Annotated in this window: 13 protein-coding genes; 6 read left to right on the top strand and 7 right to left on the bottom strand. The window is 53.9% G+C overall.

Features of this window, described 5'->3' with window-relative positions; translation table 11 throughout:
- Positions 1-77: 77 nt before the first annotated feature.
- The 6 genes from DKK75_RS04630 to DKK75_RS04655 all read right to left on the bottom strand — a co-directional run bounded on the left by DKK75_RS04630 (position 78) and on the right by DKK75_RS04655 (position 7,843).
- Positions 78-815 carry a helix-turn-helix transcriptional regulator gene (locus tag DKK75_RS04630; RefSeq protein WP_110452254.1) on the bottom strand — a complete coding sequence of 246 codons (738 nt, stop codon included), beginning with the start codon at positions 813-815 and terminating at the stop codon, positions 78-80.
- 1,240 nt (positions 816-2,055) lie between these two features.
- Complete coding sequence (locus DKK75_RS04640) at positions 2,056-3,288, bottom strand: macrolide family glycosyltransferase (protein WP_110452256.1); 1,233 nt, start codon at positions 3,286-3,288, stop codon at positions 2,056-2,058.
- Between the two features lie 166 nt (positions 3,289-3,454).
- Complete coding sequence (locus DKK75_RS08140) at positions 3,455-3,604, bottom strand: hypothetical protein (protein WP_181414455.1); 150 nt, start codon at positions 3,602-3,604, stop codon at positions 3,455-3,457.
- 3 nt (positions 3,605-3,607) lie between these two features.
- Complete coding sequence (locus DKK75_RS08205; RefSeq protein ID WP_110452257.1) at positions 3,608-3,793, bottom strand: hypothetical protein; 186 nt, start codon at positions 3,791-3,793, stop codon at positions 3,608-3,610.
- 252 nt (positions 3,794-4,045) lie between these two features.
- Positions 4,046-5,803 carry an ABC transporter ATP-binding protein gene (locus tag DKK75_RS04650; RefSeq protein ID WP_219997312.1) on the bottom strand — a complete coding sequence of 586 codons (1,758 nt, stop codon included), beginning with the start codon at positions 5,801-5,803 and terminating at the stop codon, positions 4,046-4,048.
- On the bottom strand, positions 5,804-7,843 hold the full coding sequence (locus tag DKK75_RS04655; protein WP_445337710.1) for an ABC transporter ATP-binding protein: 2,040 nt from the start codon (positions 7,841-7,843) through the stop codon (positions 5,804-5,806).
- Positions 7,844-7,998: 155 nt separating this feature from the next.
- Here DKK75_RS04655 and DKK75_RS04660 point away from each other — a divergent pair, with 155 nt between their 5' ends.
- From DKK75_RS04660 to DKK75_RS04685, 6 genes are all read left to right on the top strand, one after another.
- Positions 7,999-8,973, top strand: a complete 975-nt coding sequence (locus DKK75_RS04660) for a helix-turn-helix domain-containing protein (RefSeq protein WP_110452259.1) — start codon at positions 7,999-8,001, stop codon at positions 8,971-8,973.
- A gap of 3,271 nt (positions 8,974-12,244) precedes the next feature.
- Entirely contained in the window at positions 12,245-12,526 is a 282-nt protein-coding gene (locus DKK75_RS04665) for a hypothetical protein (RefSeq protein WP_110452260.1), read from the top strand.
- Entirely contained in the window at positions 12,516-12,968 is a 453-nt protein-coding gene (locus tag DKK75_RS04670) for a hypothetical protein (protein ID WP_258333153.1), read from the top strand. The genes DKK75_RS04665 and DKK75_RS04670 overlap by 11 nt, the downstream gene beginning before the upstream one ends.
- A gap of 72 nt (positions 12,969-13,040) precedes the next feature.
- Positions 13,041-13,406, top strand: a complete 366-nt coding sequence (locus DKK75_RS04675; RefSeq protein WP_110452261.1) for a hypothetical protein — start codon at positions 13,041-13,043, stop codon at positions 13,404-13,406.
- 5 nt (positions 13,407-13,411) lie between these two features.
- Complete coding sequence (locus DKK75_RS04680; RefSeq protein ID WP_110452321.1) at positions 13,412-13,612, top strand: hypothetical protein; 201 nt, start codon at positions 13,412-13,414, stop codon at positions 13,610-13,612.
- A gap of 94 nt (positions 13,613-13,706) precedes the next feature.
- Entirely contained in the window at positions 13,707-14,600 is an 894-nt protein-coding gene (locus tag DKK75_RS04685) for an Ltp family lipoprotein (RefSeq protein ID WP_219997313.1), read from the top strand.
- Between the two features lie 490 nt (positions 14,601-15,090).
- On the opposite strand, the gene DKK75_RS04690 is transcribed toward DKK75_RS04685, so the two are convergent.
- Positions 15,091-15,708 carry a bifunctional DNA primase/polymerase gene (locus tag DKK75_RS04690; RefSeq protein ID WP_110452262.1) on the bottom strand — a complete coding sequence of 206 codons (618 nt, stop codon included), beginning with the start codon at positions 15,706-15,708 and terminating at the stop codon, positions 15,091-15,093.
- Positions 15,709-16,015: the final 307 nt, after the last annotated feature.

Genomic DNA, 16,015 nt, shown 5'->3' on the forward strand with positions numbered 1-16,015 from the left:
CCCCCCCCTCAACTTCTACCCAAGAAATGTCATACAAAAGCGTATTTCTGAGGTGCGATCTGCTTTTCCTATGCAAGTCAGGTCATGTTAAAGATGTGAATCAGAATCCAGACGATACCTGCACCCAGAGAGAATCCAACGGCAGAAGTCACACAGAAATTGATGACCGGCCCCACAATCGGATGGGACTTGAACGCCTGGCTGTAGTATCGATTTCCAGGCATGAGCCACTTTCGTTCAAAGCGGGTTCGTTTACTACGGTCCACTTCCTCGCCAGACAGAAAGGCCTTGATCTCCCGATAGGTCTGCACATCATTGCGGGCTTTAATCTGCTCGATGTACGCGGCAGCTATGATACCCAAAATGCCCGTTATCAGAGCCAAGGCAAGCGTGGCATACAGAATCACATCTGACTTATTCAACTTCAAATAGAAAGTAAATCCGACGATAAGGGTCAAAAACATGAAGACCGTGAGAATTCCACAGACCAAGCCGAGTCGGCGAAGGTTTTTAGTTTCCGAATCAATGCTCTTATCCATGATGTCGAGATCTCCTCTGATCAGTTGGTCAATGGTCACATCGAAGAGGTTGGACAGGAGGAGCAGGTTCTGCACGTCCGGGTAGGTGCGATCGTTCTCCCAGTTGGATATGGTCTGGCGGGACACAAATATCCTCCCCGCAAGATCGTCCTGGGACATGCCCCGCTCCGAGCGATACCGGCGAATCTGATTGCCCAGTTCCATACCCCTGCCACTCGCTTTCCCTGACCATCGTTCGCTAACCGATGTTGGTTGATGACTATGTGGTTGCATCATCGTGACCTGCGCAAGTCCGACCCCCTCAAGCTATCAACACAAGCTCTCACCCAGCAAAAATTCCCCCGCCAAAAGTCTTTGACATCCTCATTTTTCAAGGATTATCAGCATGGCTCAACCAAAATGAAGGCTGGAGAAGCACCTCAGACGGGTTATCAACGCCACACCAATCACACTCGCCTCACGTTGCCGATTGCCAAGCCCTATGTATTGTCATGCAATTAAGCCATCCAAAGATAAGAAGGTATAGCCAGTGGGACAAGACCCGGTCATACTCCCCATGATCCACGAGTGGCATCGAAGGATTAAGTCAACTGATGCGCTTCACGATTGGAAATCGGCCATCGGCTCCGCGGCAAGACTTGACGGATCCGGTCCGTAGATACTCATCGGCATGGATTAGGGTCCTATCCTGGAAATGGCAGCCACTTACCAAGGCGACTCTAAGAAGTCAACTTGGGTAGGTGGCTTATATACCACGCCATGACACCGGCATCAGACAATGCTATAAGAGAGTTCAGAACAACTTTGAATTGACCAAGGAGCAGACGGGAATCAACAGCTGTATCGAGGTGGATAACCAGATGTTCAACACCATGGTGTCCAGAAACCCCGGCCGGGACTTGCACTGTTCTATTTCATTGACACAGGCTCTTTTGGCCGAGCGAGCTTCGCAGCAGCACGTTTCACCGTTTGTACCAGATGATCGAATGCCTCAGAATACGACGGAGTATCCTCCCTTGAAAGTCGGATTCAGGAGGAAATTGCAGGACATCGAGCCGTAGAGCGGGGAGATCCTCTGCCTTCTCAGAACCGGGTGAATACAGGCCAGGCCGCGCCAACCGTCCTTCCATGCCAGCCGGGACAGGACATCCGCACTGGATGATGCAGTAGCGCCAACGACCGATCCAAGCTGCGGGGAACGGCAGGACGAACAATATCAGAGCCTCCTGCCTGTCACCAGTAACCAGCATCAGCCAATAGACTGTATCCAAGATGCTTCCAACTACTCAATACGCGCCCATGCAACGCTGCAGGGGAAGATGTCCAAAACTACGCAGCACAGGTATCAAAGCTTGTTGTTCGGCTTCCCCGTCAGTCATTCGCAAGTGTTACACATCCAAACCTTTCTCATCATTGGCGTTCTATGGTTCGTAGGGCCAATCACGAGAGGTCGTCGGCATGTCGCAGTGCCTCACATGATGTGGATGCGCGACAATCCGTTGGAATGCTGGGTTGGTCAGGAGTGGTTGAGGATGTGGTCCAGATCCTTGACTATCTGCTGGTTGCCGCCAGACTTTCGCATGTCCTCACTGACTCTGTTGACATTGTCGGCGATTTGTTTGTCTGCCAGGATCATCAAGGCTGCACGCCCCAGCGTCTGCCCGTTGATCTTTTTGCGGCTCACCACCGTTCCCAGCCCGAGCTCTGCGATTCTCGCCCCTACCGTCGGCTGATCGTCGGCCATGGGAACCACCACCATAGGCACCTTATAATAGAGGGCTTCGTTGACGCTGTTCATGCCGCCATGCGTGATGAAAAGGTCAGCCTTCTCAAGGACGGCCAGTTGGTCTACAGACTGGTGGATGAAAATGTTATGAGGAACCCGGCCCAATTTTGTCTGGTCGAAATTACGGCCCACTGAGAGCACTACTGTGACATCTCTATCTCCGAACGCTGCCACCACCGCCTGGTAAAAGGGCATAAAGGTATTGAAGATCGTGCCCAAGGATGCGTAGATGATAGGCCGTCCTTCACCTCTGTTGAGCTCATCGTCCAGGCGTGCGTCCTTGGCTTGCGCTGCTCTGCCATCCAGAGAGGGGCCGATGAACTTGAATTGCTTGTCCGAAAAAGCTTCATTGCCAAGCTGGAAAGACCGGGATGTGTAGACGTACGTAAGTGTCGGATTGTTGTCGACCATCTCCGTGATGAAATCGTCGGATTCGATACGCCCATGCCGCCGCATCGAAAGCGACATCAGTTTCACAACGGCAGGAAACTTCAGCAGACTGGTCACGTGCAGCCCGCCCGTATCAGACAGATTGGCAAGAATCGATCGATTGTAAGCAAATGTGGATGACAGGCGGATGGAGGGCACGCCGATCTGATCAGCAAGGCATTTGCCCGACAGCAGCAGGCCTTCATACATGAGAGCATCGTACTGCTTCTCTACTGCCAAACGCCGGGCTGTCTCTATCGCGTAAACCCCGCCACGAAGACTCTGCACCTTGTTCGGCTGCTCAGGATAATCATCATAGGGAACAAACAACGCACCCGAATCTTCTATCTGATCTCGCCATCGTGGATCGCAGACATAGGTGACCGAATAACCGGCCTTCACCAAAGCACGCACGGTTCCCAAGGTCGGATTGATATGACCCTGATACGGCATATTCAGCATGAGAAGGCTACCTCTCGTAGGAGATGAAGCCATATCATGCTTTCCTGGAATAATATCCTCTTTTGTTCCCATTACCGCCCCTTCCCTTTATTAGAATTTTGCTTGAACCTATCAGGTTTCCCCCATGCGCAGTATGTCCAGCCATATACTGGACACACTCAGTCCCACCCGACAGCGATCTGTACTGATACTCACCTGAATGATGGCAAACGGCATTCGGCATTGTTTCACCGGGTGCTCATATAGCAAGCCAAACGGCGAATGTCAGGCTTGCTGCGCCCAATATGCACAGCACAAACCAGCGCTTGTCCTTCTTGCCCAATACGAATCCCCGATCAATCAATGCCAATCCGAGCAAAGCCGCGAATACCATAATCCAGAAGCCCATGTTCTAGGCCTTTCGTCGCAGTTTGATGATTCGATCATGCTGGTCAGCCAGTGAGGCGTCATGCGTAACGGTGACGATGGTAGATCCCGAATCGTGGTCCAGGCCAAAGAGCAGAGCGATGATCCTCGACATGTTCGCTGAATCGAAAACGGCAGCGAGCTCATCAGCAAGAACAGCCTCGGAATTCATAATGACGGCCCGCGCAAAAACTGTTCCTACTTTTCTCCCACCGAAGCATTTAAGCGGCTTTTGCTAAGTATAGACCCAATGCCAGAGAGTCCAACACCTGGCCGAATCTTCCCGAATGCCCTTACCTGGCGTCCCTGCCTAGAGCAGGGACAGCTTGATGCTGTCCGCGATGCTCAAGGAACTGATAAGCCTTGATTCCTGCAGAACGAACCTGATTTCCCGGCTCCTCCATGCAGCCGATTCAAGCTCTTTCTATAAGGACCAGTCTGCACTCTCTCCCTGCAAGCGAACCATCCGCGCAAACTCACCATCTGCGGCCATAAGCTCCTGGGGAGAACCCTGCTCGACCACACGCCCATGGTCAAGAACAACAATCCTGTCGGCCTGCTCGACAGTGCGCATCCGATGGGCGATGACCATGACGGTCTTCCCCACCAGTAATTGCGAAAGGGCTCCCTGCACCTGCGTCTCGTTCTCCACATCCAGGGAGGCAGTGGCCTCGTCAAGCAAGACAATCGGGGCGTCCTTGAGAATGGCTCTGGCAATGGAGATTCGCTGCCGCTCGCCTCCGGAAAGTCTGGAGCCATTTTCACCAATCATGGTCCGGTACCCCTGTGGCAGGCGCGAGACGAACTGGTCGCAGTTGGCGGCCCTGGCCGCAGCCAACACCTCCGCATCACTGGCACCGCTCCGACCCATCCGTATATTGCCCATGACTGTGTCATCAAAAAGCATCACTTCCTGGAAAACCACGGCATAGTCTCGCAGGAGAACCTCCGGATCCACTTGGCTCACATCCACCCCTCCTACAGTGATGGAACCTGAAGCGGCATCCCAGAAGCGAGCTGCAAGGCAAGCACAAGTCGATTTCCCAGATCCCGAGGGGCCAACCAGGGCCGTAATCTCCCCCTCCTTGGCAGTGAAACTGACATCTTCAAGGACCGACTCACCTGCCGTATTACCCGCAAGCGCTGGATAGGAAAAGGCAACGTGGTCAAAGACGATATCGTGCCCATTGGGATGGAATTCCGCACTCCCCTCGGCTACAGGTTCTTCGGTGATGGAACGAATCCGCCGGGCCGAACTCTGGGACTGGAAGAGTTCCGAAACCAGCATCAGCGCCTGGTCAAAAGGGGAATAGATTCGTGAGACCATCAGAAGGAAGAGGAACATGACCATGAAGTCAATCCTGCCCTGAATGATCAATCCGGCAGCCACCAGGAAGGTGGTTGCCACGCCCAACCTCAAAACCACCATGGCGGAGTTCATTATGAGGCCATTGGTCATCTCGGTTCGGACTGTAATGGCTTCGGTGTCATCGATGGTCGAGAAGAGCCTCTCCAGATACCTGTCCTCCTGATTGGTGGCGTGAATCTCCCGAACGCAGTCAAGCGTCTCCTGAATGCCGTCACTGACCCGAATCTGGGCCTGCCTTGTGCGCCGTGACGAGGCTTCAACGAATCGTCGGGTGGCAAAGATAATAGCGAAAGCCACCGGCACGCTCCAGAAGGCAGCCAGATCAAGAGCCCAATTGATAGGCAGAAGCGACAGAAATATCAGGACGGATGAGACGACTGCACCGTAGAGCTGGCTCAAGGCATGGGCGTAGGCATGCTCCATGGTGGCTACGTCGCCCAGAATGGTATCGGTCAGATCAGCCAGGTCGCGCCGTCCGAAAAAGGAGAGCGGCAGTTTGCGCAGTCTCTCGGCAAGGTCGATCCGCTGGGTTCCGGTCTGGCTGAAAACTGCACCGTAGGAATAGCTGTACTGGAACCAGGAGGAGCCGAAGAGTATGAGGGCAAAGAGCAGGAGACCGGCAAGGTAAGGCAAAATCTCCGGCAGGGACGCCCCTGCTGTCAGGTGTTCAACAAAAGCGTTCATGACTAGCAAAAGGGATGCCGTTCCCGCCATGATGATCAGATTGGTCAGTGTGGTCCAAAGCGTTCCCAGAACCACGATCTTCATACCCTGGTCGGACAGTGCGTACTTCTTCTTAAATGAGACGAGCACTTATGCCTCACCTCCTTCCCTCTGAGTGTCGGAATTACCGGTCGACGAGTCCGCAACGAATGGCTCGGCACCGGAAGCGGCGTGCTCCTCGCCGGCAGTGAAGCCTGCTGGGTTTTGATCCGCTTTGCCGACAGCCTTTGAAGAGTTGTCGACCTTCCAGGAGACCGCCCGTTCGTAATCAGACCAGAGACGGGCATAGGTACCCTGCGCATCAAGAAGCTGGTTATGAGTGCCCTGCTCAACCAGGTGACCCCCATCCAGCACCAGGATTCGATCGACATGCGCCACAGTCGACAGACGGTGGGCAATCATGAGAACGGTTCGCCGTCGGCCTCCTTCAACCCGGGTCAGCTTGGTCAGCGCCTTCTGTATCAGGACCTCGTTCTCGGGATCGGCAAAAGCAGTCGCCTCATCCAGGACCACAATGGGAGACTCCTTGAGGATCGCCCTGGCCAGGGCCACACGCTGGACCTCTCCCCCGGAAAGGTAGGTTCCATTTGAACCGAGCATGGTGTTAAACCCATCAGGAAGCTTGTCGACAATGTCCATGCACTGAGCCGCTCTCAACGCATCCATGACCTGCTCAGGAGTGGCTTCCGGTCTGGCTGCGCGGACGTTCTCCAGGATGGTCATCGAAAAGAGCCTGTTGGTCTGGAAAACGAAGGCGACCTGCCCCATCAGATCGTGGGGATCGATGGACCTGACATCAATACCACCCACGGCGACCCTGCCGGAATCCACATCCCAAAAACGAGGCAACAGACTGGCACAGGTCGATTTCCCGCCTCCCGAAGGTCCGACCAGGGCCACCGTTCCACCCTCCGGCACCTCGAAATCAATCCGCTCCAGTGCCGGGCGATCGGCACCTGGGTAGGTATATGACACCCGTTCCAAGGAAGCATCCGCCGACTTCGGATGTTCAGGTTCGGTGGATACCGTCAGGGGGTCAACGCTGAGCACACCTGTGATCCTGCTCAAGGCATCGTCAGCCTTGCTGAAGGACTCACTGGAGAACTGCAGACGGGTCATGGCCGTGGGAACCATGCCCGAGAAGACGGAGTAGAAGGCAAAATCGGACAGGAAAGAGGCAAAGTCACCCTGCCCCGAAGCCAGCAGGATGGCTACAGGTATAAGGAAAACCACAGTCCCGTTCAGAGCCGTCATCTGAATGGTCTGAGGCAGGTGGCAGATTTGCATGGCATAGTTCCTGGCTATTCGGCTGTAATGCTCAATGGCCTCATGAAAGGCCTTGAAGGAATAAACCGTCTGCTGGAAGACCTTGACCACCGGAATGCCACGGACATATTCGGTCCCAGTCTTGGACATTCGCACCAGGGCATCCTGGTATTCCTTCATAAAGGACTGTCCCTGATCGTTCATCATGACTCGGATACAGACCAAGGCAATCAGAATGGGAAAGAGACAGGCCAGGCCCATACGCCAGTCGAAAACCAGCATCAGTACCGGCATGCCCAGAATCATGGCAAAGGAGCCGGCTGCATCAGGGAGGATATGGGCAAGCAGATTCTCGGTGTCGGCCGCTGAGCCATCAATGGTGCGACGCAACTCGCCTGAAGCATGAAGATCGAAATACCCCAGGGGCAAGCTCATCAGATGGCTTATGGCCTCTTTACGCATGTTGGAGGCACTCCGGAAAGCTGCCAGATGCGTCATCAACAATCCTGCACAGTACAGAATGACGGAAGCCGCCGCAAACCCTAATCCAGCCCATCCGTATATGACGATTCCCGAGGCCTGGGACCACTTCGGCGCTACAGCAAGAAGGTCTTTTACTGCCAGCCATATGCAGAGGTAAGGCCCAAGGCCGGCAATTGTGGAGAGGGCGGACAGACCACAGCCGAGATAGGAGAACACCTTACGAGGGCCAGCAAAATCAAGCAGCTGCATCAGGGAACTACGCCCATGCGACCTGTCCTGTCCAGGCCGGCCTCCACCGCCTTGTGCTTTACCTTCTATAGCATCCGGTTTGCATCCCGAATCCACCTGATCTGTGGTCATCCCTTTCCTCCTGATTTTCATCCAAAGCCTTGTCGTTCGTTGCCATCGAACGTAATCTGAGAAACCAACGGCTGGAAGACCGTCACAGAGCGACGGATGAATCCATAAAAGGTGCGAACGAAAACGAAAGTCTATCGAGATAGCCACAAGGCCGGCAGAATGAAACCAGGTGAGCAATGACAGACCACGCGATACGCTCCGAATCCCGCGAGATACAGACCCTGTATCGCCCCCAGGTAGAGCAACTCGGTATGGAACTCCATCACCGGTCGGGAGGATTGGAAGGGCAGGTCGATGGCGACATCTGCCGGGGAAGATTCCAAGCCAATCCGGCGGGTCCTTATTGCCTGGTCATATGGCACGACATCACCTTCCTGCGCGAGATGGATTTCAGCGAGTACGCCATGACCGACTACGCCTGCCTGACCCTGGATGAAAGCCCGGCATCCAACCCCGCTCCTTACGGGTTGCAGCCATGTACGAAGCAGGAGGGCAATATGGTCTCCTTGGTACAGCAGGCGGGAACATTCACCAACCGTATGCCGGCAGGCTTCCGCTCGCAGACCCGAAGCATCTGCATCCTGCCCGATTATTTCACTGAGCTGGAAAACCAATGGCCCGGCCAGGTCGCGGGACTCTTTGACATCTTCGCCCAACCCTGGCCATCCGATATTGCACTGGCCGCTTCAACCGCCCTGTCAAAGTTTGCCCCAGGGAGGCAGGGCCAGACAGAGTTCCTCATAAAAACACACATCGATCTGCTCCTGGCAAGGCTGGCCAAATCTTCCTCTGCCCTTGTACAGAGCCACGAACCGTCATATGACTGCGACCTGGTCCAACAGGCTAAAACCCACATTCAATCCCACCTGGGCGGCGATCTCTCCATCGATCGTATAGCACAGTCCCTGTATGTGGAACGCACCCGTTTATGCACCGCCTTCAGGCATCAGACCGGCACAAGTCTGGCCAGGTTCATCAGAGAGCAAAGAATAGACCAGGCACGCCACCTTCTCTCGTCCACTGGGGAGGACATTGCCTGGATCGGCAGGCAGGTCGGATATATGCGCCCTAGTTCATTCAGCGCGACTTTCACCAGAGAAACCGGTGTTACTCCAATCGCTTGGCGCGAGCAGTACAGCCGTGTCAAATAAGCTCGCTGCAATTAATACGTCCGCGTTTCGTAAGTCAAGTAAATGGTCACAGACTTAAGGACTAAGACTTTATGAACATTCCCTAAACCGATAGCCTTGTCCGGTTTTGGCTCCCAGACAGGAGGCTTATGGAGTGATATCGATGTCCCGTCCTGGTAGAGGGAAACGATCTTACATTCCTCCGCACATAGAGATCATGTTCATATGGCTCTGCATCGAAACGAAGGGGCCCATCTGCGACTTGCCGCCACAAATCGTGATTTTTCGAACTTTCAGGCATACATAGCGCTCACTCCCGTGTAGCGTACTTTCCCCGCTTTAACCAGATTGTGCAGAGCATCCATATTCTCTAGCATTCCCGGCGGTGATTGATATAGAGGCCTACATAGTCCATTCCCAGACGTTCCAGACTATGGTCAATTTGCTGCGTTATAAGCTTTCGGGAATGCACGTGCTAGTTGGAGCGATCCAACGGGGATGAAGAAGACTTTGGTGGCAACGGCGATTCCGCCCTACTTCGCATACTTCTCCAGGGCATGGCCTAGGTATCGTTCAGATTTCCTATGCGGATAGACATTGGTGGCGTCAAAGAAGATGGATAGGTCTCCGTGTAGCAAGATGTGCTTCTTAGCGTTTATCCACGATAATCGACCGCATAATCGACCGCAGCTCCTGCCAGGATTTCGAGCTTTTCAAGATGAGGGCACTACCGGAGAAACCTGACCAAAATCTGGTATGCTCCACTTCATCGACAGCAGCTCCCTGGCGTGAAGGATCATCGCAGCAACAGACTTCACCTTCTGTGTTAGACACTCGAGTGCCGCGAAATACGACCAATTGACCGCCTCTCGCTTTTGGACTTAGGGAGAAGTTGCAAGATACAGAGATTATCGGAGCGACTTGGATTGCGGGTAGATCTTCCAGAAAACTTATTGGGGCTTCAGGGAAAATCTCACCATTCAAGCCATAGGAACATCCCATTTCAAGATGGCCCCGGAATATCCATTCTTTGGCAGTATCATAGGCTCCGCTCTCAATCCCCTCAGCTAACAAGGTGTCGAGAGTCGGTACTGGGAGTCCTTCGGCATCCATAATCGACTGGATGCATGCCAGACCGCAATAGTTGTCCTCCCACTCCACCCGCGGTAGCTTCGTTCCGTCGGGCAAGGCAAGGTCCCTCAAGCAGAGCATGTTGCAGATATCGATGAGACGCTAAAACGGTATCGTACATAGTCACACTGCACTCCTTCGTTGAGTTTCATCACTTCCATACAGTGTGGACAGAAAATACAGTGCGCCAGCACCAAACAGCAATGAGCAAACCAGACGCACCTCTCACTACTTCACCAAGTCAAGCTCATTATTGCCGTATTTCACCGCCTTTTATGTAAAGACAAATGCCCTATAGTCCTAGAAAATATTTTGCACTCCAGCTGAGAAGGCCAAACGGGGCGGCAAGCTCAGAGACTCAGCGGAATCACAATCATGCTGAAGCCGCTTCAGAGCCTCTCGTCACTCAATTTTCGGAAGTCTCTTTTAACTAGACCAGAACGGAACTAGTACATAAACCTGTACAATGCTGAAGACATGACATAGATGTCCAGACCGCTCGACAGCAGCCTGCTTTATTTTTTGGTGAAAGGAACCGTCGATGTGGCTTTCGTTATGGAACTTACTCATAGATGTGTCACAGCTTCTAGGCGGCGTGGGAGTATTCTTCGCGGCAATTGAGTTCCGCCGATGGAGCAGAAGTCAAAAACGAGCAAGCCTTGATCTGCGCACATTCGCCGTAGACAAAGAGGGAACAGCCTCATCGCGTCTTACAAATGTCGGAGCAGCAAGTGCCAATATCCTCTCCTTGTGGCAAAGAGACGCCACCATAGACAGTCCGATGGCATCCTGCATACCCTCCAGACTCGCGCCAGGGGAAAGCGTTGAACCCACTTTCCACGGTTGCAATTCCGCATCACGCATTTGGGTTGGATACAATTCGTCAGACGAATCAGACAGAATACGATTCGCCTGCCTGCCCTTGATGGAACAGCCGAATGTGAAACAGCCGCACTCGCGGACAAGCAGCCCCACTATCTCAGACGTGATCGGCGTCCATTCCAGTCGGTGGCACCATGGTGACCATCTGTCGCCAACGGGCAAGAGCGTAACTTGGATACGCGGTCTTGGGAGAAGAAAGAAAACACTACGCAAAATGGTCGAGATAATAATGGACATACACTCCCAAGGAGGCAAATCAGTTCCTCTGCGTATGAGCGCAACGATGCTCTAGACTGAGTCGGCTTCAGATACCCTTTGGTCATCTCCTCAGCATCCGAAACCACATGAGACTGCATCTTCCGACCGTCGCAATTATCGCCGCGAACACGCACCTCATGCACTAACCTTCTGTCGGGAAGACATCCCCCGATCTAAGACTCAATAGGCAGGTTTTAACTAAGGTGGTAGGACACCCTGCTAATTAATAAGCTTAACAGAGCCGGCCAGGTACGCAGAATGCTTTCCGTGCCATCAACTGAAACATCCTCCTCCAACGACTTAGATGTCTTATGAGCAAGAGTGATCTGCTTTCAGTTGTCAGAGCAATAGTCCAAATTATTGTCAATGAGGTCTATGAACAAGGTAGCCATTGTCCAACGCCCACCTTTCGAAAGGCCTGAAGGTATACCAAGAGGTGCACACTCTGATACCACGGGGACCATATCGGCCGTAATGCTGGTTCCTGGTCTTCTCACAGCGTAGCTGCATGCTGCCCCAAATGCACTAAAAATGCGCGCGGTTCATATTACGCTACCAGTCTCTGGCCTTTGGGCGTATCGAAAAGCAGCGGAATCGGGTCGCAATCGACGCCCTCAGCAATTCGGAAGACTTCCTCAAGCGTAAACGGCATAAAAGTACGTGGAGTTGAGTTGAGAGTAGTACTTGGCATCCTGGTCCTGCCCGGCAAAGCGACCTTCTTGATTCCTGATGTCCTGATTGCAAAATTCTTTCTGCTCACAGCTCTTTGCGTGATATAATTGTATTTCGCTTCATTTGACTAGCAACAATTGCTGATTAGACTTCAACCGGCCTAAACTGCAATGTACCACTTAGCTGACAATATGTGTCAAAGCTGCAGGAAAGTACTTGCATGACCAATGCTGTTACAGCAGAGCGATGCTATTCGGTAAATATGCCGGTGCGAAGCTGAGGAAGGCATAGCCTCGCACGGACACAGACAGGCAAGGTGGCGGATGCCCTAGGCCATGCAAGATCAGCAATGTCGAACTGGCTGAATGCAAAGCCTCCGATAGATGTAGCAGTTGCCAATAAGATCTGCGATTACATCGGAATGGACATCACCGTGGTCATCCGTAGGGCCGAACAACGCATGACGGAAGACCTCGGCCTCTATCCTCCTCTGACTGTGGATCCCTCCCAGCTCTCCGACGATGAGAAGGTGGCCTACGTGCTGGACAAGGTCAAGGCCGGCGACCAGACCCTGGCGGCCATGCATGATCCGAACAAGGAGAAGGAGGCAGAAGGCGGCGATGGCAGATAAGGGCCCAAGGCTCCTGGACGGCCTGACGTCAACGATGACGTACGGGCAGATGCACCGCTACGCCGACACCCTGAACGTCACCATCGGCAGCGCGCTCCTGCCGGAAGGCATGACCGGATTCTACGATGAAGCCACCAGGACCATCCTCATCGACAGGCAGCTCATTTACTGCCAGAAACGCTGCACCCTCGTCCACGAGCTCATCCACTGGCAGCACGCCGATGCCACCAAGGACGGCGTTTATGGCTCACGCTTGGAAAACAGGACGCGACGCGAAACCGCTTTGAAACTCGTGAACCCGCTCGAATACCAGACGGCGGAAGCCATGTACGAAGGCGACCCCTACCAGATCGCCTGCGAACTCGACGTCACCCTCCAAATCATCCAGGACTACCAGCACATACTCGATTCAAGCCACATGCATTGCAAAGCACGGAGCTAATCCCCACTAGCAAGATCACCGTACAGAACAACTGATAGCCTGCTGGTAGTCACAGACGACGAAAGGAATCATATGGTCAAGAAATTGGCCTCGCTGCTCCTGGCGATATGCGCATCAGTCTCGCTTGCTGCATGTGGGGGACAAAGCTCCGATGCAGTACAGCGGCTCAAGGCCGAATGCAGCAAAGCCTCCGATGCCATTCAGTACAACGAAAAAGAAAACAGCATAATGTACATGTCTGAATTGGACTCGGATACAAGCTCGGAGGCTTTGCCTGGTCTGTCGTGCATCACAAAAACCGTTGGCGTTACCGCTGATGAGCTGAATGACCAGGTGCAAGACGACGGCAGTGGGTATCTGGAGAAGAATGGATACAGCATAGGCATATCGTCAACCGGGCAAAATGTCACGCTTAATATAGAAGACCAAGATAAGTGACGGTCATGAAGTTCGGCATGCGTACCCCCAGCCCCAGACGCTCCCTCAAGGCGCGGACCACGGGCAAGTGGAAGAGGCAGGCGAAGAAGGCCCTGATTCCCGGATACGGGAGGAAGGGCATGGGATGGATACGAAACCCCAGGAAAGCCATGTACAACAAGGCCTACCGGAAGACCACGTTCAGCATCTGGGACCTGTTCAAGTAAGACAAAAAAAAATGAGCCCCGCTCCGGCAGGGCTTTTCCCATGCCCGCGAAGCAGCTTGCTGTTCGGCAGGTCAATAGCAGCTAAGGTAGTTGTATGAGCAAGAGAGTTCTTGGTTTCATTATGTGCTGCGGCTTGATGGCAAGCCTTGCCAGTTGTGCGCCTAAAAACACAACCGCAAAACCGAAACCATCAAGCGACTCCGCAGACTCCTTGTATGACCAGCGTCCCTTGTTCTTCTCATGCAGTGTAAAAGACGACAATGGCGACGACGTTAAAAACGATAAAGGCGAGACCAAGCTCATAACCATTAAAAATTACAAGGATTCATGGAAGTACCCTTCGCCGCTCGACTGTATGGCCCAAGGAGAAACACCAGACCCCACCGAGGAGCAGAGAACAGCCTTGAGCAAGGTCCAAACAAAGGACGACGCCTCCGACGCGGACGATGGATTCACACGCGTGCTGGCAGAATGCGCCAGCACCACAGGATACCCAATCGACGGGCGCAGCGACACGAACAAGGATCCAGACAAGAACCCCTTCGCCAACGCAGAAGCGGCCAAGGACGGATACAAGGTCCTAGCTTTCTGCCCAGACCACCCCCAAGCGGCAAGGATCAAACGGAACGCCGACCAAGCGTCATCCAATGATGCGCAGGGCAGCGCTCAGCAGAAAGAAATCCCAGCCGAGTACCAATCCGCTCTATCGAAGGCTCAAGACTATTCAAGCATAATGCACATGTCTAAGGAAGGTATCCGCGAACAGCTATCAAGCGAGAACGGAGAGCAATTCTCTCAGCAAGCCGCTCAATACGCCGTAGAGAACCTCCAAGCTGATTACAACGCCAATGCCCTTGCCAAAGCCAAAGAATACCAGGAGACTATGCATATGAGCCCAGCAGCCATCCAGGAGCAGCTCACCAGCCAGTACGGAGAAAAGTTCACACAGGAGGAAGCGGCTTACGCCGTGCAGCACCTCAACCAGTAGCCAATCTCCACATATCGGCCCCGCTCCGGCGAGGCTTTTCTTTTGCGGATACTTTTATCCAACGAATATCCAACAAAATCGTGTTTTGGAGAAACTCCGCAAGCAATGGAAAAGCCCCGCAGCCGTTGTGGCTGTAGGGCTTCCGCGTGGTGCGCCAGACAGGATTCGAACCTGCAACCTGCTGATGTACTGAGAGCAAATACCCCATACTGTGCCGAACTACCTAAAGCTATATAGCAGAAGGGAAATTGAGCCAATTAATACAGATAAAGCTAGGCTGAAATTGGGAGAAAAACGACGTTCATCGTGTCTGAATCGTGTCTGGATGTTTCTTTCCTTGTCCATGTGGGGTATGGCTGGCTTACGTCATCGCCCTAGATTGAATCTAGGGGGTGGTTGACCCTACCTCTGGGTTAGGGTCGGTGCATGGCTTATGGCTGTGGGCTGCGTTCTGCTGCCATTGGGTTCTTTGCGTCGGGTTCGCTTTTGCTTAGGCGCTTATGCACTTGATTACTTCGAAGAGGAGGGTGAGGTCGGTGAGCCTGGCCGGGCTGTCCCGCCAGACGTGGCCCGTGTAGGTCATGTACCGGCCCTGCGAGTAGGCTTCCGCGTCCATCAGGCCGCGTATCTTGATGCCTTTGCGTTCGGCGCACCGGCCCCAGATGTGCAGGCCCTGGCCGGAGGGGCTGATCTCAATCCAGGTCCTGCCCGCCACGGGGGCGAGCAGCATCTTGGCCCAGTCGGCCAGGTGCCCCCGGGAATCGTAGCAGTGGTCCAGGTCGATGCAGGCGAACCCGCCTCCCAGGGCGAAGCCCAGGCCGTCACCCGCCTTGGACTGCTCGGCCGTGGGCAGGCTGGTCCAGGTGGCCGGGTCGGTGCTTGAGGCCGGGGCCCCGTCGAAGCGAACCGGACGCTTGCTGGTTCCGTCGCCCCGGTGGACCAGCCGCCAGCGCAGCCACCGGTCGGCCATGGCCATGTCCGGGGGCACCGGCATCCTCCTGCACGCCCGGTGGGCCCGCTGACGGCAGGCGTCCGAGCAGAACCTGCGCCGCCGACCCCTCCCCGCATGCTCCGGCAGAGGATTGCCGCAGAACTCGCATCGTGTCATGCTTTAATTATATCGTGACAAGACTCAGAAGACAAGAAAACCAAGCAATATCAGGTATTCAAGTTATTACGTGACAACGGTAAAAACATGGCTTCTGTCACGAATGCGGAGCCTGGCGCATTCGCAGGATGCCCCTGCAAGCCACGGAAACAGGCCATAGAACGGCCAGAGCCAGTAGACGGGCTATAGGAACTAAACGCGTTGTTTATGTTGGGGGTTTGGCCTTGTGGCTGTAAGCGTGTTGGGTGGTTGTTAATAGGTCGGGTTGTTAATAGGGGTCTTGCAGGGGTGCCCGTTCCTGTTCGAT

This window comes from Bifidobacterium asteroides, assembly GCF_003202695.1.
In the GTDB taxonomy this organism is placed as follows: Bacteria; Actinomycetota; Actinomycetes; order Actinomycetales; family Bifidobacteriaceae; genus Bombiscardovia; species Bombiscardovia asteroides_G.

Excerpts from the sequence above, each read along its gene's own strand:
- DKK75_RS04630 (WP_110452254.1), bottom strand. The coding sequence starts at position 815 with ATGATGCAACCACATAGTCATCAACCAACATCGGTTAGCGAACGATGG.
- DKK75_RS04640 (WP_110452256.1), bottom strand. The coding sequence starts at position 3,288 with ATGGGAACAAAAGAGGATATTATTCCAGGAAAGCATGATATGGCTTCA.
- DKK75_RS08140 (WP_181414455.1), bottom strand. The coding sequence starts at position 3,604 with ATGGGCTTCTGGATTATGGTATTCGCGGCTTTGCTCGGATTGGCATTG.
- DKK75_RS08205 (WP_110452257.1), bottom strand. The coding sequence starts at position 3,793 with ATGAATTCCGAGGCTGTTCTTGCTGATGAGCTCGCTGCCGTTTTCGAT.
- DKK75_RS04655 (WP_445337710.1), bottom strand. The coding sequence starts at position 7,843 with ATGAAAATCAGGAGGAAAGGGATGACCACAGATCAGGTGGATTCGGGA.
- DKK75_RS04660 (WP_110452259.1), top strand. The coding sequence starts at position 7,999 with ATGACAGACCACGCGATACGCTCCGAATCCCGCGAGATACAGACCCTG.
- DKK75_RS04665 (WP_110452260.1), top strand. The coding sequence starts at position 12,245 with ATGTCGAACTGGCTGAATGCAAAGCCTCCGATAGATGTAGCAGTTGCC.
- DKK75_RS04670 (WP_258333153.1), top strand. The coding sequence starts at position 12,516 with ATGGCAGATAAGGGCCCAAGGCTCCTGGACGGCCTGACGTCAACGATG.
- DKK75_RS04675 (WP_110452261.1), top strand. The coding sequence starts at position 13,041 with ATGGTCAAGAAATTGGCCTCGCTGCTCCTGGCGATATGCGCATCAGTC.
- DKK75_RS04680 (WP_110452321.1), top strand. The coding sequence starts at position 13,412 with ATGAAGTTCGGCATGCGTACCCCCAGCCCCAGACGCTCCCTCAAGGCG.
- DKK75_RS04685 (WP_219997313.1), top strand. The coding sequence starts at position 13,707 with ATGAGCAAGAGAGTTCTTGGTTTCATTATGTGCTGCGGCTTGATGGCA.
- DKK75_RS04690 (WP_110452262.1), bottom strand. The coding sequence starts at position 15,708 with ATGACACGATGCGAGTTCTGCGGCAATCCTCTGCCGGAGCATGCGGGG.